Origin of the sequence: Brevibacterium sp. HMSC07C04, from assembly GCF_001815905.1 — a bacterium.
Lineage (GTDB): Bacteria > Actinomycetota > Actinomycetes > Actinomycetales > Brevibacteriaceae > Brevibacterium.
The window spans coordinates 60708-85351 of sequence record NZ_KV823236.1 but is presented as its reverse complement, the minus strand read 5'-3'; the positions used below and the strand labels follow the sequence as shown (position 1 = coordinate 85351).

The 24644-nt window shown below is 61.9% G+C and carries 19 protein-coding genes and 1 riboswitch; of the genes, 5 read left to right on the top strand and 14 right to left on the bottom strand.

Features of this window, described 5'->3' with window-relative positions:
• Positions 1-8: 8 nt before the first annotated feature.
• The gene (locus HMPREF3162_RS01460) at positions 9-2495 is read right to left on the bottom strand and encodes a bifunctional lysylphosphatidylglycerol flippase/synthetase MprF (protein WP_083318863.1); all 2487 of its coding nucleotides are present in this window, start codon (positions 2493-2495) and stop codon (positions 9-11) included.
• A 113-nt stretch (positions 2496-2608) separates the two neighbouring features.
• Here HMPREF3162_RS01460 and HMPREF3162_RS01455 point away from each other — a divergent pair, with 113 nt between their 5' ends.
• The 3 genes from HMPREF3162_RS01455 (at position 2609) to HMPREF3162_RS01445 (ending at position 6901) form a co-directional block, all read left to right on the top strand.
• A complete protein-coding gene (locus HMPREF3162_RS01455; RefSeq protein ID WP_070575929.1) occupies positions 2609-3454 on the top strand; it encodes an alpha/beta fold hydrolase in 846 nt (281 codons plus the stop codon).
• A gap of 70 nt (positions 3455-3524) precedes the next feature.
• Complete coding sequence (locus HMPREF3162_RS01450) at positions 3525-4733, top strand: acetyl-CoA C-acetyltransferase (RefSeq protein WP_256282542.1); 1209 nt, start codon at positions 3525-3527, stop codon at positions 4731-4733.
• Between the two features lie 11 nt (positions 4734-4744).
• Positions 4745-6901, top strand: coding sequence for a 3-hydroxyacyl-CoA dehydrogenase NAD-binding domain-containing protein (locus HMPREF3162_RS01445; RefSeq protein ID WP_070776699.1), 2157 nt, complete (start codon positions 4745-4747; stop codon positions 6899-6901).
• 259 nt (positions 6902-7160) lie between these two features.
• Here HMPREF3162_RS01445 and madM read toward each other — a convergent pair whose 3' ends face one another.
• The 9 genes from madM to HMPREF3162_RS01400 form a co-directional block, all read right to left on the bottom strand.
• The gene (madM, locus tag HMPREF3162_RS01440; RefSeq protein ID WP_070776697.1) at positions 7161-7925 is read right to left on the bottom strand and encodes a malonate transporter subunit MadM; all 765 of its coding nucleotides are present in this window, start codon (positions 7923-7925) and stop codon (positions 7161-7163) included.
• The gene (gene madL / locus HMPREF3162_RS01435; protein WP_083304222.1) at positions 7925-8356 is read right to left on the bottom strand and encodes a malonate transporter subunit MadL; all 432 of its coding nucleotides are present in this window, start codon (positions 8354-8356) and stop codon (positions 7925-7927) included. Before madL ends, madM begins: the two co-directional genes overlap by 1 nt.
• A gap of 108 nt (positions 8357-8464) precedes the next feature.
• Complete coding sequence (locus tag HMPREF3162_RS01430; RefSeq protein WP_070575935.1) at positions 8465-8647, bottom strand: hypothetical protein; 183 nt, start codon at positions 8645-8647, stop codon at positions 8465-8467.
• Between the two features lie 140 nt (positions 8648-8787).
• A complete protein-coding gene (gene dnaB / locus HMPREF3162_RS01425; RefSeq protein ID WP_070776695.1) occupies positions 8788-10137 on the bottom strand; it encodes a replicative DNA helicase in 1350 nt (449 codons plus the stop codon).
• A 148-nt stretch (positions 10138-10285) separates the two neighbouring features.
• The gene (locus HMPREF3162_RS01420) at positions 10286-11590 is read right to left on the bottom strand and encodes a DUF445 domain-containing protein (RefSeq protein ID WP_256282541.1); all 1305 of its coding nucleotides are present in this window, start codon (positions 11588-11590) and stop codon (positions 10286-10288) included.
• A gap of 41 nt (positions 11591-11631) precedes the next feature.
• Positions 11632-12549, bottom strand: a complete 918-nt coding sequence (locus tag HMPREF3162_RS01415; protein WP_083318862.1) for an energy-coupling factor transporter transmembrane component T family protein — start codon at positions 12547-12549, stop codon at positions 11632-11634.
• Positions 12536-14002 (bottom strand): ABC transporter ATP-binding protein, encoded by a 1467-nt coding sequence (locus HMPREF3162_RS01410; RefSeq protein WP_070776692.1) that lies wholly within the window; start codon positions 14000-14002, stop codon positions 12536-12538. Before HMPREF3162_RS01410 ends, HMPREF3162_RS01415 begins: the two co-directional genes overlap by 14 nt.
• Positions 13999-14691, bottom strand: coding sequence for an ECF transporter S component (locus tag HMPREF3162_RS01405; RefSeq protein ID WP_070776690.1), 693 nt, complete (start codon positions 14689-14691; stop codon positions 13999-14001). The genes HMPREF3162_RS01410 and HMPREF3162_RS01405 overlap by 4 nt, the downstream gene beginning before the upstream one ends.
• Positions 14692-14705: 14 nt before the next feature.
• Entirely contained in the window at positions 14706-15428 is a 723-nt protein-coding gene (locus HMPREF3162_RS01400) for an ECF transporter S component (RefSeq protein ID WP_083318861.1), read from the bottom strand.
• Positions 15429-15453: 25 nt separating this feature from the next.
• A riboswitch (TPP riboswitch) is annotated at positions 15454-15579 on the bottom strand.
• A 163-nt stretch (positions 15580-15742) separates the two neighbouring features.
• Between HMPREF3162_RS01400 and HMPREF3162_RS01395 the strand changes: the two genes are divergently transcribed.
• Positions 15743-17290, top strand: coding sequence for an AbgT family transporter (locus HMPREF3162_RS01395; RefSeq protein WP_070776686.1), 1548 nt, complete (start codon positions 15743-15745; stop codon positions 17288-17290).
• A 30-nt stretch (positions 17291-17320) separates the two neighbouring features.
• On the top strand, positions 17321-18475 hold the full coding sequence (locus HMPREF3162_RS01390) for a M20 family metallopeptidase (protein ID WP_070575963.1): 1155 nt from the start codon (positions 17321-17323) through the stop codon (positions 18473-18475).
• A 107-nt stretch (positions 18476-18582) separates the two neighbouring features.
• Here the strand turns inward: HMPREF3162_RS01390 and HMPREF3162_RS01385 are convergent, their stop codons facing one another.
• The 4 genes from HMPREF3162_RS01385 to shiA all read right to left on the bottom strand — a co-directional run bounded on the left by HMPREF3162_RS01385 (position 18583) and on the right by shiA (position 24365).
• Positions 18583-21735 (bottom strand): DEAD/DEAH box helicase, encoded by a 3153-nt coding sequence (locus tag HMPREF3162_RS01385; protein WP_070776684.1) that lies wholly within the window; start codon positions 21733-21735, stop codon positions 18583-18585.
• Positions 21732-22148 (bottom strand): (deoxy)nucleoside triphosphate pyrophosphohydrolase, encoded by a 417-nt coding sequence (locus tag HMPREF3162_RS01380; protein WP_070575969.1) that lies wholly within the window; start codon positions 22146-22148, stop codon positions 21732-21734. The genes HMPREF3162_RS01385 and HMPREF3162_RS01380 overlap by 4 nt, the downstream gene beginning before the upstream one ends.
• A 32-nt stretch (positions 22149-22180) precedes the next feature.
• Entirely contained in the window at positions 22181-22942 is a 762-nt protein-coding gene (locus HMPREF3162_RS01375) for a sulfite exporter TauE/SafE family protein (RefSeq protein ID WP_083318860.1), read from the bottom strand.
• A gap of 127 nt (positions 22943-23069) precedes the next feature.
• On the bottom strand, positions 23070-24365 hold the full coding sequence (shiA, locus tag HMPREF3162_RS01370; RefSeq protein ID WP_070575972.1) for a shikimate transporter: 1296 nt from the start codon (positions 24363-24365) through the stop codon (positions 23070-23072).
• Positions 24366-24644 lie beyond the last annotated feature (279 nt).

Here is a 24644-nt window from a genome sequence, read left to right as displayed (position 1 = left end):
GTCGGCTCTCAGTCTTTGGATGAGCGCAGCAGCTCTGATCCCAAGCGCACGGTGTCGCGCACGCTGAGATTGGGCAGATAGGCGTGGCTGACAGCGCGGGCCGCGCGAGCCAGATCAGCGACTTCGGGCACCGCCAACCACATGGTTTCCGTGCGCGGCTGGAACTTGTGCTTGAACGCGTACAGCGAATTGAAGCCGTAGACCGGTTCCAGGCGAGCGCTCAGCGCGGCAAGCACCGAGTGGATCATGCCCGGCTCATCGGCTTCTGTGACCAGGGGTGCGCCGGAGAGCGACAGCACACGCAGCCCCTCATCCTGAGCGCTGATAATGGCCCGCGCAATGAGGAACTCCATGACCGGCCGGAAGCCGCCGTCGCGCCTGCGCATGAAGTCCAGCGTCAAACCGATGACCTCGCCGTCCTCGTACACCGGCATCCACGACGTCACCCCGTGGACCGTGCGGTCCTCGTCGACGGCGACAAGCAGGCGAACCTCTGGGTCGTCAAGCTCCGCGACCCCACCGAGTGTGAAGCCCATTTCCGGCAGGGGCTTCTGCTCGGCCCAGTGCTGCGAAATCGCCTCGATCTGATCCCGTATGGCCAGCGGCGCGCTCTCCCACGTCATCCACTCGGCTTCCACACCCTCTTTCTTCGCACGGTTAGCAGCGGTGCGGACGTCTTGGAAGGCTTTGCCCTTGAACTCCACCTGGCCCAGATCGACCACGGTTTCGGTTGCCACCGGAACACAGGACCATCCCCAGCTGCGTGCGACATCGGCCGCGGCATCGTGTACGGAGTAGAAGATCGGCACCAGTCCCTGTCGAACCGCCCAGCGGGAGAATTCGTCCATGACGTCAGACAGTTCCTCCGGGCTGGCCGCCGGATCTGTGACAGTGAGAGCGGCACCATCGCGTCCGCGGAAGGCAATACCTGCCCGCCCGCTGCCGCTGATCCACACGCTGTTGTCTTTCCACGTGGTCATCCAGCCAAGCGTTCCCGCGCCCACCCTGCGCAGAATGTCGCGGTAGGGCACCGCCGTCTGCTCGCTGCTTTCGACCACTCCCCTGGTCACTGCGCGCAGAGCGACCACGACAATGACCGCCCACGGCACCAGGGTGCCAAGGTCCAGGGCAAAGCGACCGAACGCATCGTCAGCTGTCAGGGGGCCCACGGGGCTCAGAAGCCGCAGACCGGGCACGATGTGGATGATGTAGTCCCACACGAGCCTTCCGACTGTCGGGGTCTCACCCAGGTGGGAACGCAGAAGAAGACCCGCCGCCACAGCAACAACAGCGCCCAGCACGACACCGGAGAAGACAAACAGCGTCAGCCTGCGGTACCACCCGGCGACAGGGCGAACCGGGAACAGCTTCCACTTCCACACAACCACCGCAATGACCAACAGTGGAATGATGATCGGCACGAACAGCTGCAGCCCCGGGCCGACGGCCGGATCAAGCCCCAGAACAGCACCGGATTCATCCCAGTAGCGGTACAGGCCGGAAATCGTGGCCGCGGCAATGGCAGAGCGCAGGAGAATGTAGGCCTGCAGGAGCACCGTGCCGATGGCCGCGGCCTGTCGACCCCGGCGCAGTCCGGGCAGGAAGCTCAGCTGCACCAGCCACGGCATAGCCAGGCGGATAATCGAGCCCAGGCTGGTGCTGCGGCTGAAGGCCTCTGCCCGCTGGCACGCCGCTTCGGTCCCGGATGCGCACACCGCCTCTATCTGTTCGGGTGTGATTGACGCTTCGAACAGGTATCGCACGGACGCCAGCGGGCCGATGAAATATTCGGCGCGCATTGAAATCACGGATGCGGCGATGATCGCCACGATCCCGGTGACGATGAATTCACGCGCCTCGAGTCTTGAGCCCACTCGGCGCTTGGGGATGGGCCCGCCGATCACACGGCCGGCGACAAGCCCGATGCCCACAGCAACCAGGTGTTCGAAGTCCCGCGCCTCACCGGCGCACGTGACCATCACGGCCAAGTACACGCCCACCAGCAGAATCACCCGGCGGCGCATAACGCCCTCGGTCAGTCCGGCCGCGGCCACTCCGGTGGCGAACAGCCACGCTCCAACAGACGAGGACGGGGTATCGGCGAACACGCGGAACCATTCCACAGGCGTGTGGGCGAGCGCCCTGGACACGAGTGTGACGAGCACAATTGAGGCCGTGTGCCCGACGACGCCGATGATCGCATACCTCAGCGAACCGAGTCTGCGCTCGGCCCAGATGCCCACAGCAAGCACCAGGACTACGACCGCCGTGAAGTAGCAGGGGCTGACCGAACCAGACGGCAGCAGCCGTACGAGGATCCCGGACTCATCGCCAGCTGGAGTTTCTGCCACAGCGGACCGTTGGAAGTCCCAGCCCGCGAGGACCAGCACGGCAAACACCGTGCTCACGGGCCCAGACCGCAGCCATTCGACGCAGGCGTGCAGCGCTGCACGGCCGCGCATCGGTGCGGTTTCTTCTTGCACTGAACTAGTCATAAGGCTGATAACTCTATAGCCCAATTTCTTCGTACGTCGTCAGGTTTTCCTCCGCTTTTCCAAAGGTTTTCCTCCCTGCCGCCTAGAATGGGGCCTGTGAACGGCAGACGATTATGACGAGCAATTTCTCAAACTCGACCACACTCGCCGACGGCCGTGTGCTCGTGTGGGACGAATGGGGCGAGCCCACCGGTGTGCCGCTGCTGTACGTCCACGGCACCCCGGGTTCTGGCCGCGAAGCTCAGGTTCTGCACCACGCCGCCGGACGTTTGGGAATCAGGATCATCGCCCCGCACCGGCCGGGCTATGGCGGTTCTACGCACCTGCCGGGGCGCAGCGTTCTCGAATGGGCCGAGGACGCGTACACGCTGCTCGATCAACTGGGCCTGCCCGCTGCCATGCTTCTGGGCTTTTCCGGGGGCGGTCCACACGCTATCGCCTTTGCGCTGCGCTATCCGAACCGGGCCAGCGCTGTCGGTCTGATTGCGCCTGCCGGTTCGCCCACCGGTGTTTCTGCTGTGGTCTCACGATGCGCCTGGGCGGTTGGCATGCCCGTTCTGGCCGGGATTCTGGGGCTGCCGCGGTTGGGTCGGCGGCTGGTTGCCCGGTCCGGCAGCCGCCGACGGTCACTGCGTGCGGCCAGCATTTTCACTGCTTCTTTGGATACTGCCGTCGGCCGGGGCCGTGAGCACCTGCGCGGTGCCGTGCGCGATTCCTGGGCGATCTACGGTCCGTGGAGCCGTTTCCTCAACTGGAATCAAAAGGGGCTGCCGCCGTTCCTGCTGTGGCACGGCGAAGACGACACTACCGTAAAGCCCGAGGTCAGCCACCGCATCAGCCGTGCGCTCGCTGGTTCGCAGCTGACGATTCTGCCCGGTGTGGGGCACGTCAACGCCCTGTCTGAGCACGGCGAAACGATCCTGAGTGAACTGAAAAGCGCAGCGGAATCCGCGCGCTGAGAACAACTCAAACGATCGTTTGGTTTGTGTTAGCTTAGACACAAACTGCTCCCCAGATCGGAGGACACTGATGTCAGACGCGTACATCTATGACGCAGTGCGAACCCCGCGCGGTAAGAACCGCGGCGGCGCACTGCACGGCACCAAACCCATTGACCTCGTGACCGGCCTCATCGACGCCGTTCTCGAACGCAACCCCCAGGCTGACCCCAACCAGATTGACGACATCGTGCTCGGTGTTGTCACCCCCGTTGACGAACAGGGTGCGGTCATCGCCCGCACCGCAGCGATTGCCGCCGGACTGCCCGACACCGTGGCAGGTGTGCAGCTCAACCGGTTCTGCGCCTCGGGCCTGGAAGCCGTCAACACGGCTGCCCAGAAGACCTCGGCCGGATGGGACCAGCTGGTGCTCGCCGGCGGTGTCGAATCCATGTCCCGCGTCCCCATGGGCGCAGACGGCGGCGCGTGGGCAGAAGACCCACAGACGGCCTACCACTCCTACTTCGCACCGCAGGGCATCGGCGCTGACCTCATCGCCACCACCGAAGGCTTCACCCGCGAAGACTGCGACGCATACGCCGTCGAATCGCAGAAGCGCGCCGAGAACGCCTGGCAGAACGGCTACTTCGACAAGTCGATCGTCCCGGTCAAAGACATGAACGGCTTCACCGTTCTGGCAGAAGACGAACACCGCCGCCCCGGCACCACCGTGGACGACCTCGCCAAGCTCAAGCCGTCCTTCACTAAACTCGGTGAAGAAGTCGGCTTCGACGCTGTCGCACTGCAGAAGTACACACACATCGAGAAGATCAACCACGTCCACCACGGCGGAAACTCCTCCGGCATCGTCGACGGCGCGGCCCTGACCCTCGTGGGCACCAAGGAAATCGGCGACAAACTCGGCATGAAGCCGCGCGCCCGCATCGTCGCCACCGCCGTCACCGGTTCGGACCCGACGATTATGCTGACCGGCCCCACCCCGGCCACCGAAAAGGTGCTCAAGACCGCCGGTCTGAAGGTTGAGGACATCGACCTGTTCGAACTAAACGAAGCATTCGCGGCCGTCGTGCTCAAGTGGATGAAGGACCTCAACATCCCGCACGACAAAGTCAACGTCAACGGCGGCGCCATCGCCATGGGCCACCCGCTGGGCGCCACCGGCGCCATGATCCTGGGCACGCTGCTGGACGAACTCGAGCGCCGTGACCTCAAGCGCGGCCTCGCCACCCTGTGCATCGGCGGCGGCATGGGCATCGCAACCATCATCGAGCGAGTCTGAGGGGAAGAACCATGACTGAATACACCGGATACGACTGGTCCCAGAGCCCCGACGGAATCGTCACCATCACAATGGACGATCCGAACAGCGGCGCCAACATCATGAACCAGCACTTCCTCACCTCGCTCGAAGGAACCGTCGAGCGCCTGGAAGCGGAAGTCGACTCCATCACCGGCGTCGTCATCAAGAGCGCCAAGAAGAAGATCTGGTTCGCAGGAGCTGACCTCACCGGCTTCCTCAACATGCCGCAAGAGGCACTGGAACCCGAATTCGAAAAACTCGAACACACCAAAGCCCTCATGCGCCGACTGGAGCAGCTGGGCAAGCCGGTCGTCGCAGCCATCAACGGTGCGGCACTTGGCGGCGGCTTCGAAGTTGCGCTGGCCTGCCACCACAGGATCGCCGCATCTGACAACGGCCGCATCCAGCTGGGTCTGCCCGAAGTCAGCCTCGGCCTGCTGCCCGGCGGCGGCGGTGTCACCCGTGTGACCCGCATGCTTGGCCTGCAGAAAGCACTCCAGAACGTCATCCTGCCGGCCAAGCCGTTCGACCAGGAAAAGGCACTGGCCATCGGGCTGATCGACAACGTCGTGCCCCTGGACCAGATGGACGAAGCTGCCCGCGCCTGGATCAAGGAAAACCCGGCACCCGTCAAGCCGTGGGACGAACGCGGTTTCAAGATTCCCGGCGGTGCACCGAAAGACAACCAGGGCCTCGTGGCTGCACTTCCCGCCCAGCTGCGCAAGCAGCTCAAGGGTGCCCCCATGCCGGCCCCGCTTGCCGCAATGTCAGCGGCAGTCGAAGGTGCCCGCGTGGACTTCGACACCGCCTCGACAATTGAGTCCCGTTACCTGATCAGCCTGCTCGCGCACCCCACGTCGACCAACATGATCACGGCATTCTTCTTCAACATGCAGGCCATCAAGGCCGGCAAGTCCCGCCCCGAGGGCTTTGAGAAGTTCCAGGCCACCAAGGTCGGTGTTCTCGGTGCCGGCATGATGGGTGCTGCCATCGCCTACGTCAGCGCGAAGGCCGGCATCGACGTTGTGCTGAAGGACGTGTCGAAGGAAGCAGCCGAAAAGGGCAAGGACTACGCCCGGAAGCTCGAAGCCAAGGCGCTTGAGCGCGGCCGCACCACCGAAGACAAGTCGCAGGCACTCCTGGACCGCATCACCACCACCGGTGACGCTGCTGACTTCAAGGGCGTTGACTTCGTCATCGAAGCTGTTTTCGAGAACGTCGACGTCAAACAGCAGGTGTTCCAGGAAATCCAAGATGTCGTCGAACCCGACGCTGTTCTCGGTTCCAACACCTCGACCCTGCCGATCACCACGTTGGCAGAAGGTGTCGAGCGCAAGGAAGACTTCATCGGCATCCACTTCTTCAGCCCTGTCGACAAGATGCCGCTGGTGGAGATCATCCGCGGCGAGAAGACCTCGGATGCTGTGCTTGCGAAGACCTTCGACTTCGTTCAGCAGATCCGCAAGACGCCCATCGTGGTCACCGATTCGCGCGGCTTCTTCACCTCGCGCGTCATCGGTACGTTCCTCATGGAGGCCATCGGCATGGTCGGTGAGGGCGTCGAACCGCAGATGATCGAACAGGCTGCCCTGCAGGCCGGCTACCCCGCCGGTCCGCTGCAGCTGATGGACGAACTCACACTCACGCTGAACAAGAAGATCGCGGACGAAACCCGCGCAGGCAACCAGGCTGAGGGCAAGCGCTTCGAAGAGTTTGGTCAGGACGTTGTTGCCTGGATGCTCGACGAAGGTCGCCCCGGACGCAAGGACGGCGCAGGCTTCTACGAATACGAAGACGGCCAGCGCGCCCGCCTGTGGCCAGGTCTGCGCGAGAAGTACAACTCCAAGCACGAAGGCGTCGACATTCACGAACTGGGCGAGCGCATGCTGTTCGCCGAGGCAATCGACTCCGTCAACTGCCTGGAAGAGGGCGTTCTCACGACCGTGGCCGATGGCAACATCGGTTCGATCCTCGGCATCGGCTTCCCCGCCTGGACCGGTGGTGTGCTCCAGTACATCAACGGCTACCCCGGCGGCATGAAGGCCTTTGTTGCCCGCGCTGAAGAGTTCGCGCAGAAGTACGGCGAACGCTTCGCACCTTCGGAATACCTCAAGAAGCGTGCAGAGGCAGGCGAAGCCTTCCTCTGATCCGCGTGTGATGCGTGTGGCTGGGTAGTTGCCGCGCGCAGGCGCGGGGACGTGAACTGATACAGCTGCGAGGGCGGTTGCGGACTTTTCCGCGATCGCCCCCGCAGCTGTTTTTCTTGCCTACTCGGCCGTTCTGCTGTCTAGGTGGAATACGGAGGCGAAAACGGCAAATTCGCCTCGTTCTTCCGACTAGACGGCAGAGTAACTTTGGCAGGCGGGCGGCTGAGTGGGTGGGGGGCCACCGGCAGCTCTGGTTGCGTCAGCCGGTGATGGCTCGCACCGCCAGGTAGAACACGCTCGGGCCCAGCAGGCAGCCCAGACCGGTGTAGAAGGTAGCGGTCATGGCACCGTAGGGCACCAGGCGTTCATCAGTGGCGGCGAGCCCTGCGGCGACACCGGAGGTTGTGCCCATCAGCCCGCCGTAGATCATGGCGGATTTGGGGTTGTTCAGTCCGATGAGCTTCGCGGCAAAAGGCGTGCCGATCATGACGAGCACCGACTTGACCAGGCCCGCGGCGACGGACAGGGCAATGACGGTTTCGGATGCGCCGACTGCGGTTCCGGTGACCGGGCCGACGATGTAGGTGGCTGCTCCCGCACCGATTGTTGCGATTGATTCCGCGTCCCGGTAGCCGAAAGCCACGGCAACACCGGCACCGACGACGAACGACAGCACTACCCCGATGATGAGCGACAGGGCACCGGGCATCCCGGAGCGTTTGAGTTCGCGCACATCGATCCCGTAGGCAGTTGCGACAATTGCGAAGTCACGCAGCATGGAACCGCCCAACAGCGCCATGCCGCCGAAGACTGCGATGTCGGAAATGCCCTTCTTGCCGCCGGTTGCCAGTCCGCCGAAGTAGGCGAGCACCAGGCCCAGCACGATTGCGATGGCCGAGGCCTGCAGCCGTCCGCCCGTGAGGGCTTTTGACAGCCAACCGGAGACGATCATGATGACTGCAACGACCACGAACGCCACCAGCAGGTCGAGGTCTTCAAGGACTGAGAGAACTGTGTCGAGCATCAGCGGTCACCGCCTTCGGGTGCGTCGGCTGGTTCTGCAGCGTCGGCTGGTTCCTCGATATTCGGCAGAGGTTCGCTCGGGGCACCGATTTTGGAAAGCAGCGGCACCATGGCCAGGCTTGCAACAGTTGCGGCAGCACCGGCGGCCAGGGCAACGGGACCGGCGCCGACAGCCGCGTAGACGTTTTGGATTGCGGCCATTGCTACCACAATCGGAATGTACATGGCGTTCCAGAACAGCACACCGTGTTCTGTCGGAGTGGGCAGTTTGCCTTTGCTGCGAAGCCATGTGGTCAGCGCAATCAGGAGGATCATGCCGAAGCCCACTCCCCCGACGTTGGCATCTACGCCCAGAAGCTGGCCGAGGATTTCGCCGATGATGGTGCCTGCCAGCACGCTTGCGGCGAGCGCGGCGACTCCGTAGAGAATCATCGCTCGCTCCTTTCGGATAAACGGTTAGAGGATTGACAGGTTGAAAGCTGCGACTGCGCACAGAAAAGCCGGTCCGCGGCGGGCGGACCGGCTTTCAGTTCAGATGGTTCAGCTGGTGGGCTTTGCCAGCTGGTCGGTCTTGGGCTGGTGCGCAGCGTGGTTGAAGAACGCGCGACGGCCGAGTTCGTAGATCCAGCACATGACCCAGCCGATGGCGACGCACAGTGCGGGCAGGAGGACCCACATGGCAACGAAGACGATAAGGGCGATGATCGCACCGATGACCTGCATAAGCGACCTCTTCACTAAAGCGGATTAGGACATTCGAACCCAGTCTACCCCGTCCAGCGTTTGTGCACACTTTTCCGGGCGGGCTCTCAGGTGCCAGCCGCCTACTGTTCCCAGGCGCGAGGTGCCAAACACTCGTCCCGTCACCGCGGCATGTTCGCAAAGCGCGATTTCGCGCCCTGGAATGCGACGGTGATTTCGCCGGTGGGTCCGTTGCGGTGTTTGGCGACGATGATCTGAGCTTCACCAGCCGATGGTGATTCGGGGTCGTAGACGTCTTCGCGGTGGATGAGCAGAACCATGTCTGCGTCCTGTTCGATCGAACCGGATTCACGCAGGTCAGACACCATGGGGCGTTTGTCGGTGCGCTGTTCGGAGGATCGGTTCAGCTGGGACAGCGCAATGACGGGAACCTCAAGTTCCTTGGCCAGCAGTTTGAGCGAGCGGGAGAATTCGGAGACTTCCTGCTGGCGTGATTCGACGCGTTTGCCGGAGGTCATGAGCTGCAGGTAGTCGATGACGACCATTTTGAGATCGTGCTGCTGTTTGAGCCTGCGGCACTTGGCGCGGATTTCGGTGAGCGCCATGTTCGGGGAGTCGTCCATGTACAGCGGGGCGTCGTTGATGCGTCCCATGGTGTTGGCCAGGGTGGTCCAGTCGCGGCTTTGGTCGAGGTCGCCGTGGCGCAGTGCCTGCAGGGGGATGCCGGATTCAGCGGACAGCAGTCGCATGGTGAGTTCCTGCCGGCCCATTTCCAGCGAGAAGATGACCGTTGTCTGGCTGTTGTGGATGGCCGCTGAACGCGCGAAGTCCAGGGCGAGCGTTGATTTGCCCATACCGGGGCGGGCGGCAATGACGATCATCTGCCCGGCGTGCAGGCCGTTGGTGAGTTCGTCGAATTCGTAGAAGCCGGTGGGCACGCCGATGGTGTCGCCGTCGTGGGCACCGGAGCGCTCGATTTCTTCGACTGTCGGCCCAAGCACGTCTGCCAGGCGTACGTAGTCTTCCGAGGCGTTGCGCTCGGTGACCGAATAGATTTCGGCCTGCGCACGGTTGACGAGGTCTTCTGTGTCGCCTTCGGCGTCGTAGCCCATCTGCACAATGCGCGTGCCGGCTTCGACGAGTTTGCGCAGCATTGCCTGTTCGCGGACGATGTTCGCGTAGAAGCCGGCGTTGGCTGCCGTGGGCACGGACGAAATGAGGGTGTGCAGGTAGGCGGGCCCGCCGATCCTGGCAATGGATCCGGCTTTGGACAGGGCGTTGGCCACTGTGACGGCGTCTGCGGGTTCGCCGGCCGCGTAGAGGTCGAGGATGGTGTCGTAGATGGTTTCGTGGGCCGGAATGTAGAAGTCATCGCCGCGCAGGAGTTCGACAACGTCCGCAATCGCGTCCTTGGACAGCATCATGCCGCCGAGCACACTGGCTTCGGCGTCACGGTCCTGCGGTGGTGTGCGCAGACCCGCGTCCGCGTGTTCCCATGTGTTGTCGGCCATCTGTCCCTTCCCCTGATGCGCGGGCCTCCCCGCGGCTCACCATCATAGGACCACCCGCTGACATAGCCGGTCCGGTCCTCTTACGAGGCGGAAGTCGCCACCCTTTCCCCTGCCCGGCTGCCCTGGGGTCACCTGGTCAGCGGCAGGCTCACCCCCCAATAAGCACTGCGACCGTGTGGATGAGCAGGCCCGCCAGGCAGCCGATGACGGTTCCGTTGATTCGGATGTACTGCAGGTCTTTGCCCACGTAGAGTTCGATCTTTTCGGCTGCCTCGCGCGCATCCCAGCTGGCGATGGTGTCGGAGATGACGCTCGTGAGCTCACCGCCGAAGGACTCCGCTCCGTCGGCTACGGCCACGGCCAGAGTGTGATCCCACTTGTTGGCAAAGGCTTCGTCGTCTGTCATGCGGGCGGCGAATTCGGCCAGTCCTTCGCGCAGCTTCTGCTGGACCGTGCCGTCAGCTTCGAGCATTGAGTCGCGCAGAAGGCGGGATGTCGATTCCCACATGGCAACGGCCGAGGTGACCACCGCCTCGCGCGAAAGCATGTCAGCAAGTGTTGCCTCGAACCGCTCAGCAAGAGAAGACTCCTCTTGCAACTGTGTCCCTAGCCCGGTCAGCCACTCGTTGAGCGCTGCCCGAGCGCGGTGGCTGCGGTTGTCGCGCACATCGGCAATCCAGCCGACGATTTCGCGGTGCAGTTTGTCCGACACCATGCGGTTGGCGAACCTGGGCACCCATTCGGGGGCGCGCTGGCTGACGATGTCATCGACCACCTGCGGGTTGTACAGCAGCCAGGAGTGCGCTTCCCCGGCAACGATGTCGACCAGGTGTTCGTGCGCACCATCGGCGACGATTTCCTGCATGAGTCGACCCACCACGGGTGCTTTTCGCACCTGAATAAGCCGGGGAACCAAGACATCGCGGGTGAGGTCGGCAACGGCCTCGTCATCCACCCGATCGAGCACATACTGCAGGGCCATACCGGCCCGGCGAACCACTTTGTCCTGTGAAGAGGGCTTGCTCAGCCATGCACCGACCCGCTGTGTGACACGGGCGGATTCCACTTTGGGTGCGACGGTGTCGTAGGTGAGGAAGTTCGAAGCGACAAAGGCCGACAGGCTTTCGCCCAGCACGTCCTTTTTGCGCGGAATGATCGCGGTGTGCGGAATCGGCAGGCCAAGCGGGTGGCGGAAGAGTGCGGTGACGGCAAACCAGTCTGCGAGCGCACCGATCATGGCCGCTTCGGAACCTGATTTGACGAAACCCCACACGCCCGTGCTGTCAGTGAAGATGACGGTTGCCAGCCAGATGAGTGCGGCGACCACCAACAGGCCGGTGGCCAGGGTGCGCATGCGTCGCAGGGCTATGCGGCGGTCTTCTTCTGTCACGGGTGTGTTCTGCTGTGTGCTCACACGCTCATTCTTCCAGTAGTCGCCGGGGTGCTCAGTCACAGTCGCCCCTGCCGCTCACGGCAACCCCAGCCACAGCCGCCTCATGTGAGAATCAGATTCCACGTCCCTGCCGCTACAGCCGCACCAATGGCTGCGGCACTCATAAGAACCCCAACCGCCACAATCACAGCGTCCCGCGCATAAAAGCGCGACTGGCGCAGCTGGGTGCGACGGCTGGTGCCGAAACCTCGGCCCTCCATGGCCATCGCCAGGCGGGTGCCGCGGCGGATCGCCTGGACGAGCAGCGCGAATGCCACCGGGACCACCCCGCCCAGCCGGCGGAGCAGCGTGTCGGGGCCGACACCTCGGGCGCGGCGGGCAAAGGACAGCGTCTGCCATTCAGCAGTGAACAGCGTGACCAGGCGGGTGGCGGCGAGCGCTGACATGACGAACCGCTCCGGCAGGTGCAGCTTCTGCACCAGGGCGTCGGCCAGGTCGGTGGGATCGACGGTCGATGCGATGGCCACTCCGGGCAGGGCGAGCGCCAGCACGCGGACGCCGATGGCGGTACCGGATGCCAGCGATCCGGTGGTGATGAGCAGCGGGCCGATGTGCACCAGCACGTCGCCGGTTTTCTCCGCCAGGATGGTTGTGGCCCAGGCGGCGATGAGTGCCGCGCCGGGCAGGAACCACAGGCGTTTGAGCATCGCGCCGATCCGCAAGCCCGTCAGCGGCAGCAGGAGCACCTGGAGGGCCAGCATGACGGATGCGCTGACGATGTCGATGCTGAACAGCACACCGCACATGAGGATGAACGCGAGCGCCATTTTCGACAGCGGGTTGGCGCGCACAAACGCGGTGCGCCGGCGGATGGGCACCAGCAGGTCCACCTGGACGGGGGCTGCAGACCTGGGCAGGATCACCGCACGAGGCGCCGCCGGGCTTCCCGCCGCACCCTCACCGGGGGTGGGGGTTGGCTGGGCGGTGGCGTTGTTTGGAGTGTTGTCAGGCGAATTCACAGCGCACCGCCCCGAGTGTGTTGATGAAGGCTTCGTCGTGGCTGACCGTGACGACCGCTTGGCCGGCGCGCAGTTCGTCGATGACAAGTTCGGCGAGCGCTCGCCACGTGCGGGCGTCTTGGCCGAAGGTGGGTTCGTCGATGATGAGGATGCGCGGTCTGGCGGCGAGCATTGCGGCCACTGACAGGCGGCGTTTTTCACCACCGGAGAGCTGCTGCGGGTGAATGTCAGCCAGATGTTCTAGGCGCAGCGCGGCCAGGAGCTGTTCGGCGCGTTCGTCTGCTGCTCGGGGGCCCCAGCCGGCGCGCTGTGGGCCGAAGCGCAATTCGTCCAGGACAGTGGCCCGCAGGAATTGGTGTTCGGGTTCTTGGAACACCATGCCGATGCGGGGCACGAGTTCGCGCGAGCTCCACCGGAAAGGGTCACTGTGTTTGGGTGGGCGGACGGTGCCGCCTAGGGTGGTCAGCTGCTGGGCTGCGGCAAGCTGGCCGTATGCGGGTTTGAGCAGACCGGCAAGCGTGAGCGCAGTGGTTGATTTTCCTGCACCGTTGCGGCCGGTCAGGGCGAGCGCTGTTCCGGCGTGGATGTCGGCGGTCAGTTCGGCGACCGGTTCGCCGCCTTCGCGCTGAACACCAAGGCCGTCGGCGCTCATGAGTGTTTCGCCAATGCTCGGCGCGTACGGCATGGGCAGGGCGGCATCGGGCAGCCACAGTCCGGCTGCTTCCAGTGTGGGGCGCAGTGCGCTGTCGGCCAGGATGTGTTTGGGGCTGCCATCGGCGAGAACACCGCCTGGACCCAGAACCACAATCCGGTCGACGTGTTCGGTCCACACCGGCAGGCGGTGTTCGACGATCAGCATGGTCGCACCCGTGGCTTCTTGTGCGGCGATGATGGAGTCGCGCACGGATTCGACGGCTGCCGGGTCGAGGTTCGCGGTGGGTTCGTCGAGTACCAGCAGGCCCGGCTGCATGGCGACGACCCCGGCGATGGCCAGGCGCTGTTTCTGCCCGCCGGACAGAGCTGCCGTCGGGTGGGTCAGTGGGACGTCGAGGCCCACAATGTCGAGGGCCTCGGGGATTCGGCGGGCGATTTTGTCTGCGGGAATGCCGACATTGGCCATGCCGAAGGCCACATCGTCGCCGACTTCGGCGAGGATCACCTGCGAATCGGGATCCTGCAGGACAAGCCCTGAGACTCCGCGGGCAGGGTCCGGTGGGAGGCCGTCAACAAGGAGTTCGCCGTACTGTTCGCCCGATTCATCGGGCAGCACACCGGCAACGGCGTGGAGGAACGTGGATTTTCCAGCACCCGAACCACCGACCAGCAGAACTTTCTGCCCGGCTGGGATTTCCAGGTCGAGGTCGGAAACGGCCGGTTCTGAACGGCCGGAGTGGTACCAGGTGAACCCGCGGGCGGACACTGCCGCGGGTCGAGATGACGAGGTGGTGGTCACTTATCTGCGGGACTTTCGCTTTCTGAGGGGCTCCCCCGGTGACCCGCACCTTCAGCTGAGGATGCGGCGTGAGGTGGGCGGCGCCTCGGGCGCGGATCGGTGCCGGATGCGAATCCGGTCAGCACTCCGGTCCGGCGGATGGCGCGGTAGACGAACCAGCCGCCCAGGCCGGCGAATACGGGCCCTGAGACCAGGGCGCATGCGGCGAAGACCAGCTGCCATTCGAAGGCCCAGCCGGCGTTCCAGAAGATGTTGTCGGTGATGGACACCGAAATGGCCGGTGCGAGGCCTGCGAGTACGGAAATGCCGAGGGTGTAGCGGCGGTAGCGGGTCAGGGCGAAGACGAGTTCGGTCATGATGCCCTGGCACAGGCCGGTGAACAGGATGACCGGACCGAAGACCGAACCCAGGAGGGCTTCGGTTGCTGCAGCGATGAGTTCGCACACGATTGCGGCGCCGGGTTTGCGGATGATGAGTGCCCCCACGGGCCCGGCCAGCAGGTAGAGGCCGCCGACCAGGCCCGTGGTGGGTGGGAACACGAGGTTGAACGGGACGTCGATGATGGGCCGCAGGGACGTCCACGCGAAGTACACAGCACCGAGCGCGACGGCGAGTACTGCCGCGACGATGATGTCAACGGTGCGCCATGTGAGGCTGCGTGTGGGCGTGGTGTGTGCGGTGTGGGTCATCGGGGTCTTTCAGCTCATGTGCGGTTGGGGGTTGTGTGCTGGCGGGGTGTGGTTGTCGTCCGCCCGGAGGCGAAGGCTGACAGTGCGCCGGTGGGCACGATTGCCTTCCACAGGAGCCATGCACCCAATCCGGAAATGATAATGCTGGATGCGATTCCGCACACGGCGTAGACGACCTTGAATGTCATAGCCCATTTGGCGTAGTACATGACGATTTCGCCGACCACCAGGGCGACACCTGCGCCGAGGCCGGATAGGAGCATGACCGGCAGGTTCCATTTGCGGTAGAAGAAGGCGAGGAACACGATTTCAGCGCCGGCGCCCTGCAGGAGCCCGGAGATGATGGCGGTTGCGCCGAAGTGGGACCCAAGTACTGCTTCGACGGCGGCGGCGAGGGTTTCGGCGATGATGGCCGCACCGGGTTTGCGGACGATGATTCCGGCGAGTGGCCCTGCAAGCACCCAGATGCCGCCGAACAGGCCGACCAGCGGTGGGAATGCGACGGTCCAGAGTTCGAAGACGCCCCAGATGGCGGCGACTGCCCAGAAGACGACGCCGACAGCCACAGCGATGACGACAGTGACGATGATGTCAACGGTCCGCCAGCGCAGGCCGCTTTTTGTCTGCGGGCGCTGTGAGTGCGGGTTCTGTGGCTGGGCTGACGAGGCGGTGGTTGGGTTGGTGTGGTTTCGTGGGTTGGCTTGGTGTCCGGTTTGGACACGGTTGTCCTGTGTCATGAGTCCTCCTCAAGGCAAGGAGGGGTCAAGAGTGTGCTCGACTTCCTTCGCCGGTGCTAACCGGGCAGGTTCGAGGGTCTGCGGCATCGCACTCTCAGCGCCCTTGTTCGGATCTCTAGGTCTGATCCGAGGCGCTCCCCTGTCGTACGGGCGCAACTTTAGCAAGGACAGTGCGCTGGCGCTCAGGTTTGGGTGGTCTGAACGGCGGCATAGGGAGGCTTCAACTGAGCGGAAAGAATATTTCATTTCATTAGCAGCAGGCCGACGGCTCCGGTAGGCTTTCCGCAATCCGTCCGCCAAAGCGAAGGAATACGATGTCGTCATCAACGCAGACAGGCACCGAAAGGCAACGCGGCACGTGGCTTGTCAACCTATTGACTGGAATTGAGCGGGCCGGCAACAAACTGCCCCACCCCTTTTGGCTCTTCGCCGGGCTTGCGGTCATCACCCTTCTGCTGAGCGCCCTTCTTTCGAAGCTGGGAGTCAGTGCAGTTTCGCCGGCCGACAACAAGGAAGTCGCCGTCGTCAACCTACTCAGCCCAGACGGCATCAACAAGATGATCACGGAAGCCGTGCCGAACTTCACCGGCTTCCCTCCCCTTGGCTTGATTATCATCGTGATGCTAGGAGTGGCAGTCGCCGAACAGTCCGGCCTCATCTCCGCTTCCATCCGCGGCGTGGTCGCCAGGGTCTCGCCGAAGTGGCTGACTTTCGTTCTTGCCCTTGCCGGGGTCACTGGTTCGGTCGCCTCTGATGCCGTCTACGTCGTGCTCATTCCGCTTGGCGCCGTCACCTTTAAGACAGCGGGACGTTCACCTGTGCTGGGTGCGGTTGTAGCATTCGGGTCGTGCAGTGCCGGCTTCAACGCTTCGCTGCTTGTCACCGCCACTGACGCAATTCTGGCTGGGCTTTCCACCAGTGCCGCTCAGCTGATCGACGAATCCGTCACCGTTTCGCCCGTTGCCAACTATTTCTTCTCAATAGCGTCTGCGATCGTCCTTGCTCTGATCGTCACACTGGTCACTGAGCTGCTGCTGGTTCGCACCACGAAGGACATGATCGATGACGAGCCTCACGAAGATGCTGCCTCAGCGGATGATTTCCGTCTTAGCCCGGCTGAGAAGCGCGGAGTCATCCTGGCCTTCATCGTCGGCTTCGTCTTCCTCGCGGTCTACCTTGCCGCCCTCCTGTGGCCGAATTCCATCTTCCATGGCGAAGAGGGAATTCTCGACAGTCCGCTGCTGAGCGCCATTGTCGTGCCCATCGCGCTGATGTTTGCAGTTGTTGGTGTGGTCTACGGTCTTGTGACCCGTTCCATCACCAAAGCGCAGGACATTCCGGAGATGATGGGCAAGGGCCTTCTTTCCCTGGCCCCCGTCATGGTTCTGTTCTTTGCCGCCGCGCAGTTCGTGGCCTATTTCAAGTGGTCGAATATTGGGCCGATCATTGCGATCAAGGCGTCTGAACTTCTGCAGCAAGCACAGATGCCGACCCTGGTGATGTTCGCCGGGCTGGTGCTTCTGGTGGCGCTGCTGAATCTGCTGATCACAAGCGGATCCGCGCAGTACGCGCTGATGGCCCCGGTTATCGTCCCCATGTTTATGCTGTTGGACGTGTCGCCCGAAGTCACTCAGATGCTGTTCCGCATCGGCGATTCGCCGACCAATATCATCAGCCCCATGAGCCCGTACTTCGCCTTGGCGCTCGGCTATGTACAGCAGTACTATTCGCGCGCCCGGATCGGCACTCTGCTTTCTCTGACCTTGCCGCTGTCTGTGGCGATGCTCGTGGGCTGGTTTGCCTTCTTCGCCCTCTGGTACGCCCTCGGCCTGCCGCTGGGCCCCGGTGTGCCGGTTCGCTGATCTTCGCTGCCTGTGAAAGGAGATAGCTCTATGTCGCACGTACGTGCAGTGCATGATTTTGTCGAAAAGAACATCGAAGCTGTCCTCGATGACCTCGACCGGCTTGTCAGTCTCGAAACACCGAGCAGCGATCGTCGACTTTTGGACAGATTTCTCCGGGAATTTGAGCCTTTTGTCGAGCAGCGCCTTGGCACGCCAGCCAAACGCCAGCTCCACAATGGCGGGGATCGGGGTGACGTCCTTGATCTCACATGGGAAGGGTCGCCCGGCGTTGAGGGCACGTTGCTGTCAGTCTGCCACTACGACACTGTTTGGCCAGAAGGCACACTTGCTGATTGGCCGTTGACCCGTAAGGGCGACGTTCTGACCGGCCCGGGCGTTCTGGATATGAAAGCCGGAATTGTGCAGACCATATGGATGGTCACCGCGCTGCGGGAATTGGCGATACCGCATCCTGCAATCCGCCTGCTGCTGACCGGCGATGAAGAGATCGGCTCTACTGCCAGCCGTCAGCATATTGAAGATGCGGCATCCGAAAGCCTTCTGACCTTGATTGCTGAGCCAAGCGCCGGAGGGGATATCAAGGTACAGCGAAAGGGAACGGTGATGGCCGACATCACGGTTCAGGGAGTCGAATCGCATGCTGGCCTCGATCCAGAAAAGGGCGCAAGCGCGATCCATGAACTCGCCCGGCTTGTTGGCCGAGTTGCGGACCTTGCGGACCCGGAAAAGGGAACGACCATCAATGTTGGGATCATCAACGGCGGTTCCGGCAGGAATGTTGTTGCCGGTACAGCACGGTGTGAAGTTGACGTTCGCATACAGGACGCTGATGAAGAAGACCGTGTTGTAGCGGAGCTGGAAGATCTTTCGCCATACGACAGCCGCTGCACCGTCACAACCGAGATTGATCGCAATCGCCCGCCGATGAACCCGAGTGAGCGGGTCAACGAGCTGGTCGCTGTCGTCGAAGCGATCGGCAATGAGCTGGGCAGCACGATTTCGACAAAGCCCGTAGGCGGAGCTAGCGATGGCAATTTCATTGCAGCCTTGGGGCTTCCGGTGATCGACGGCCTTGGCGGTATCGGTGCCGGGCCGCACGCCCGGCACGAGCACATCACCGTAAGCGGACTGCCCCGACAGACGGCTGTCATGGCCGGATTGGCAGCGCATTTGACCAAGTGACCCGCACTGGTGGTCACTGTTTGGCGCCTGTATTAGAAACGGCAGGTGAGATGCAGGCGAGCGCTGGACCGCTCATCTACTGGGGGTGAGTGCCGCCTCCATAAAGCCTATTGAACGGCCTTAGCGATCTCATAGAGCCGCGCTGGCATTGGTCGTTCAAGTTCCCACACGATCTGCATGGGTTTTTCGCCCTCGTGACTGACGTACCGCGCATTACCCAGGCAGGTGTACGGTTCGGTGCCGATCTCACCGACCTTGGATTCACGCACAAACAGCACGACGTTTGAACCATCGCGTTCGTGGTTGATGTACCTCTGTCCGGTAGGTGATTCCGCCCGCGTCAGGCTTTGCGATTCCCAGTGGAAGAGCGTTTCCGTCAATGCGTAGTCGCGGTACATGGTGCTTGGCGAATAGTCAGCTGCCGACTTGTTCAAAGTCACCAGAAGGATGTCGGTTTTCAGTTCGGGCACCCATTTGACGCCTTCACGAATGCTGCCGGGTTTTTCACTGTTTATTGACCCCACTCCAAGGCCCGCAAGCAGTTCTTCGCGTGAGTAGGTTGCGTGACTGCGTACCGGTTGAGTTTCCAGACCACCACTTAAGGGTTGTGGCACTACCCGCGAACGGGACTCTTGGAACTCAATGATCTGATCCAGTTCGTCACGCACATAGTCCGCCCGCAGGAGTCGTTCGAGGCCTACTTCGATGCCCTCCGAATGCCCGCTTGGCCAGAACGAGTAATAGAGCATGATTGCCAGCGGGTCCCGCGCAAGCTCGGGTGTTACGGCGTCTGCGTTCAGAATTCGACGATAGCCGCGGAACCGATCGGGGTCATCAACGTGCACGAAACTGCGCATCCGTTCAAGCAGAAGCTGTTCGGCAACACTGGGGTTAAAGCTGCGTCGCGTGTTAGCCCACGCTTCGTACTGCCTCCATGAGTTAGGCCCAGAAACACCTTTGTACGTGCGTTTGGCGCTGGCTTTATACACAGTCGAAAGACCCCGATCCGTCCGGTCGAGGTACTCCTTCAACCGCAGACCTTGCTGTCTTTCGATTTCCGAAGAGTGTTCGTGAACATCCACCAGGAAGGCACCGATCTTCATGTCCAACTGACTCTTGAGGTTGTTCACAACCTCTTCCCGGACCACTGAGTCGAGCACGATCTGCGATCCCGCCGGCAGGAATGGGAACCCTTCCTTGGCTGAGTGCTGAAGGCTTTTTCGCCCTTGACCCGTGAGAGCACGTAGTTTGATGTCGAATCGGAAGTCCTTGTGCTGATGACCGACGAAATCGAGGACCGTGAGGACAGATTTACCTTGAGTTCGGCGCAGTCCGCGGCCCAGCTGCTGAATAAAGATGGTGGCCGACTGGGTTGGGCGCATCATGAGGATGGTGTCGATCGCGGGAAGGTCGAAGCCTTCGTTGAAGACGTCGACAGCCATGAGGCAATTGAGTTCGCCATGAGCAAGTTTGTCGATCGCTTCAGCCCGAATAGTCGGATCCGTATGTCCGGTGACCGCTTCGGATGGGATTCCAGCTTCGTTAAAGACTCGCGCCATGTACTCGGCATGTTCTACAGACACACAGAAGCCCAAAGCTTTCATGGTGCTCGGGTCAGAGACGATGTCGTTAGTTGCCGCAATGATCTTCCGTGCGCGGGCGTCATTGCCCGTGTATACCTTGTTCAGGCCGGCAACGCTGTATCCGCCGGCCGTGAACTGGACGCGAGAAACATCGACACCATCAGCGACTCCGAAGTAGTGGAACGGCACCAGGAGGTCGTTGTCGAGCGCTGTCCACAGTCTGAGTTCGCTAGCGATGCGGCCGCCGAAATAGTGCGCAACGATGTTTTGCCCGTCCGCCCTTTCGGGGGTCGCGGTGAGGCCTAGAAATTCGCGGTACTCAGTGAAGTGGCTAATGAGCCTGCTGTACGAAACTGCCGACCCGTGGTGGAATTCGTCGATGATGATGACATCAAAATGGCCTGGGTCGAAGCGAGAGAGCTGTTCTTCTTTTGAGAACGACTGAATCGACGCGAACACGTGGTCCCATGTGGTTGGTAGGTACCCGCTGCAGAAAAGTTCACCGAAGGAACCGTCGCCTAGGACATCGCGGAACGTTCGTAGGGATTGTTCAAGAATTTCTTGCCTATGAGCAATGAACAGCAAGCGCGGACGCGGCCCGTCGGTGTCTTCGCACTGTCTGCGGTAATCCAGTGCTGCAACCACGGTTTTACCAGTACCAGTTGCAGCGACCACGAGGTTCTTGTGGATGCCTAGAACTTGGCGTTCGTGTTGGAGGTCATCCAGGATGATGGCCTGGTGAGGGTAGGGCCGAACGTCGAGCGAACTGGCCAACAACGAAACCGGGGTTTTGTTCGTTGAACTTTCGTTGAGCGCCTTTTCGAGCCGCTCACCGTCAGCTTCTGGGCCATATGGTTCGAACATCGGCGACTGCCAGTAGCTTTCGAAAGTCGTTTCGAACTTTTCGACGAGTTCCGGTGTCTGTACTCGCGAGGCACGAACATTCCATTCCAGACCGTCGACCATTGCCGCATGGCTCAGGTTTGAGCTTCCGATGTACGCGGTGTCGTAACCAGTTTTCCGATGAAAGACCCATGCCTTGGCATGCAGCCGGGTTGTCTTGTTGTCGTAGCTGATGTGGACTTCGGCCCCACATTTGTTGACCAGGAAGTCGAGCGCCTTCTTTTCGGTGGCACCCATATAGGTGGTTGTGAGTACGCGAACCGGCACTCCTCTACGCCGCAGATCAAGCAGTTGGTCTTCAAGAACACGGATACCGGACCACTTGATGAACGACATGATGACGTCGACCCGATCTGCACTCTGCATTTCGAGCCTGATTTCGGGCCCAAGCTGTGGATCGCCCTTAGCGTTGGTAAGAAGTGCGACATCCGACAAAGGCGTGCTCGGCGGATTAGGTAGTGCATGAGGAGGCCGGGCCACACCTCGCAACTGCCTAGGTTTGTGATTCGTAGACAGCTGGCCGTCCTGTGGTAGCGACCGAATGCTCGCGAGGATGGCGTTCACGAACTCAACACGCTGCTCCGTTGTCTTCAGTGCCTTTAGTTCCTGTTCCACGTGCTGCGCAACATAGCGGGACAAAACGTGCGGAAGGTCAGCTTCATCGATATTGTGCACAGCGTTTCTAAGCTCGTCTTCATGTTCTTGCAGAACACGCTCAAGCCCCGTGGTCACAAGGCTTTCGTACAGGCCTGGCTGTAGTTCCGGAACGTTCATGACTGGCCTTCCACCGGGAACCCGTTCTGTTCAATTGTTCGCAAAGCGGGAAGATCGGGCTTTGCCCACGTGACAGTCGCAAATTCTTCGGGCGCCAGCCACTGAAAAGCATCGTGGTCCGTGCTCGAAGAAATATCTGCTGAGGTTGTCACCCAGTAGCAGGCAAGGTCGATGTTATTGGTGCCGACAGGGGTCACTTCGCGTGTGACGAGGTCGCCGACTACCGCATCGGTCAATCCGAGCTCTTCCTTGAGTTCGCGCGCTAGAGCCACCCGAGGGTCTTCTCCGAGCTCGACCTTTCCACCAGGGAATTCCCACCGCCCACCGGCAGACTTTTCCGGTTTCCGCCGACACGCCAAGACTTGGCGTTCACGGTGAATGACTGCCCCGACTACACGGATTGATGTGCTCATGCTCACACAGTAGCCGCAGGCACTGACATAAGTTAGACCGCCGACAGAATCTGCTCGCCCAGCACGAACACCGCCATGGCCAGGACGAACACTCCAAAGCCCTTCTTGAGCTTCTTTTCGGGCACGTTGCCGATGAACGATGCCCCGATCATCGAACCCACAATCGACAGTCCCGTGAACACCAGCGTGAACACCCACGGGATCTCCGTCTGCCGCACATGACCCAGCAGACCGGCCGCTGACTGCAGCGCAATGATGTACACACTCGTGGCCACCGCAAAGTTCATACCCAAACCGCCCACCAGGGCGAGCGCTGGCACAATGAGGAACCCTCCCCCAGCACCGACCAGACCGGCAATCACACCGATCATCGTGCCCAGCACAACCACCAGCCACACCTTTGGACGGCGTTCAACAGTGTCACCTCGACGGCGGCGAATCATGCCGACACCAGCAGCGAACATCACAGTCCCGAAGATCAGCATGAGCACAGTCCCCGGCAGGTACCCCGACAGCTTCCCGCCGAAAAACGAACCCAGCATCGAACCGAGCGCAAAAGCCGTCCCGATCTTCCACTGCACCCGATGGCTGAACGCATGCCGCACCGCGCTGATCAGCGACGTTGTTCCCACAATGAACAACGACATCGCAATCGCCTGCTCCGTTGGGAAACCCGCCGCATAGGTCAGGATCGGCAGCGTGAGAATCCCACCCCCACCGCCGAACAGCCCAATCGTCACCCCAACAAGCAAAGCCAGGATCAACGCGACAACGATCGGCGCAGTCACAGTCATATCCGCCGCATTCCACTTCCCAACGACACCGGCAGGTCACTCCCAGGCTACGCCCCCTCACGAGGGGGAGGTTCAGAAACCGGGCAGCGGCACCTCGTTATTCATCTGGCCGGCACCGGTCAGCCACTCAGTCAACTTCACGGTGCGTGCGCGCAACCCAAATGCCGCACAGCCCCGAGATGAGGCAGCCGCCCAACAGGTAGATCGCCACACCAAGCCACGAACCATTGCCCAGGGCGACCAACCAGGTGGCAACAAACGGCGTGAAACCACCGGCAATCGCAGCCGCCACCTGGTAAGCGGTGCCAGCACCGGAGTAGCGGAACTCAGCCGGGAACATTGACGCGAACAGCGGCTGCTGGACAGCGACCACAGCATCGTGGGCGATATTCACCAGGATGATCGCGCAGATGACAATGCCGATGAACGCACCCTTATCCAGGGCGAAGAAGAACGGGAACGCGAAGATTGCACCGACAACCACACCGAACAGGTACACGCGCATTCGGCCGAACCTGTCGGCGAGGTAGGCAAACAGCGGGATCGTCAGAATGCCCAAACCGCCAACGAACAGATTGACGTTGAGCATGGTCTGGCGCTCAAAGCCCAAGTTGTCGACCGCGAAGGCCAGCGCGAAGGTTGTCACAACGTACATCGAGAACAGTTCGATGAACCGCAGACCGATGATCTGCACCAGCTGGGCCGGGTAGCGGCGCACCGCCTCCAGCAGCGGCAAACGCTTAGGTTCGTCCTCCTGCTGCAGGCGCTTTTCGACCTGGATGAACTCTTGGGACTCTTCAACACCCGCGCGGACCCACAGGCCCAAAGCCACCAGCAGAGCGCTGAAGATGAACGGAATGCGCCAGCCCCATGCCGTGAACGCCTCGTCAGACAGGACGCTGTTGAGAATCGACACCGCCGCAGTCGACAGGAGCAGACCCACCGAATAGCCAATCTGCACACCTGATGAAAACAGTGCACGCAGACCCCGCGGAGCGTTTTCAACGGCGAGCATCGCCGCGCCACCCCACTCACCGCCAACAGCCATGCCCTGCACGCAGCGCAAAACCACCAGCAGCAGCGGAGCCACCCAGCCGATCTGCGCATACGTAGGCAGAAGGCCGATGAGAGCAGTCGCAACACCCATGATGGTCATGGTCCACACGAGCATCCGCTTACGGCCAATACGGTCACCGAAGTGGCCGAAGATGATGCCGCCCAAAGGCCTGAACAGGAAGCCGACACCCAGGGTCGCGAATGCCGCCAGGCGCGAAGCGATGGGGCTCGACTCCGGGAAGAACACCTGCCCCAGCACAGTTGCCGCGACCAAACCGTACAGCAGAAAGTCGTACCATTCGACAACCGCGCCGACGAATGAACCCAGTGCGGCCCTTCGGCTCTGCGCTGCAGACGGAGTGCTCATAGTTGCCCTTCCCTTTTCTGTTAACCGGCTCATTGTGGCAGACATCACGCCTTGGTGTGCGCAAGTGTCCGAGTAGTGGGCGTTTGGCGGGCTTGCGGGCGGTGGTGGCGGCCCTTCCGACGGCCAGACTCACGCAGTAATGCAAAGTCACGCGCTAATGCAGCGCTTTAACGCGCAAAAGCGCATTAAAGCGCAAGTCCAGCCCAGCAACGCCACCCAACCAGCCCAAACCCAACCCACCAACCCCGCGCAACGCAAAAGCCGGGACCAACACCCAAC

Bases quoted from the DNA above. Each gene is read 5' to 3' on its own strand.
- HMPREF3162_RS01460 (WP_083318863.1), bottom strand. From the start codon at position 2,495: ATGACTAGTTCAGTGCAAGAAGAAACCGCACCGATGCGCGGCCGTGCA.
- HMPREF3162_RS01385 (WP_070776684.1), bottom strand. From the start codon at position 21,735: ATGAACGTTCCGGAACTACAGCCAGGCCTGTACGAAAGCCTTGTGACC.
- madL (WP_083304222.1), bottom strand. From the start codon at position 8,356: ATGATTCTCTACGGAGTCGCCGCGCTCGCCGCAAGCGTGCTGGCAGGC.
- HMPREF3162_RS01455 (WP_070575929.1), top strand. From the start codon at position 2,609: ATGACGAGCAATTTCTCAAACTCGACCACACTCGCCGACGGCCGTGTG.
- HMPREF3162_RS01430 (WP_070575935.1), bottom strand. From the start codon at position 8,647: ATGCAGGTCATCGGTGCGATCATCGCCCTTATCGTCTTCGTTGCCATG.
- dnaB (WP_070776695.1), bottom strand. From the start codon at position 10,137: ATGGCCGACAACACATGGGAACACGCGGACGCGGGTCTGCGCACACCA.
- HMPREF3162_RS01390 (WP_070575963.1), top strand. From the start codon at position 17,321: ATGTCGCACGTACGTGCAGTGCATGATTTTGTCGAAAAGAACATCGAA.
- HMPREF3162_RS01380 (WP_070575969.1), bottom strand. From the start codon at position 22,148: ATGAGCACATCAATCCGTGTAGTCGGGGCAGTCATTCACCGTGAACGC.
- HMPREF3162_RS01450 (WP_256282542.1), top strand. From the start codon at position 3,525: ATGTCAGACGCGTACATCTATGACGCAGTGCGAACCCCGCGCGGTAAG.
- HMPREF3162_RS01375 (WP_083318860.1), bottom strand. From the start codon at position 22,942: ATGACTGTGACTGCGCCGATCGTTGTCGCGTTGATCCTGGCTTTGCTT.
- madM (WP_070776697.1), bottom strand. From the start codon at position 7,925: ATGCTCGACACAGTTCTCTCAGTCCTTGAAGACCTCGACCTGCTGGTG.
- shiA (WP_070575972.1), bottom strand. From the start codon at position 24,365: ATGAGCACTCCGTCTGCAGCGCAGAGCCGAAGGGCCGCACTGGGTTCA.
- HMPREF3162_RS01400 (WP_083318861.1), bottom strand. From the start codon at position 15,428: ATGACACAGGACAACCGTGTCCAAACCGGACACCAAGCCAACCCACGA.
- HMPREF3162_RS01395 (WP_070776686.1), top strand. From the start codon at position 15,743: ATGTCGTCATCAACGCAGACAGGCACCGAAAGGCAACGCGGCACGTGG.
- HMPREF3162_RS01405 (WP_070776690.1), bottom strand. From the start codon at position 14,691: ATGACCCACACCGCACACACCACGCCCACACGCAGCCTCACATGGCGC.
- HMPREF3162_RS01445 (WP_070776699.1), top strand. From the start codon at position 4,745: ATGACTGAATACACCGGATACGACTGGTCCCAGAGCCCCGACGGAATC.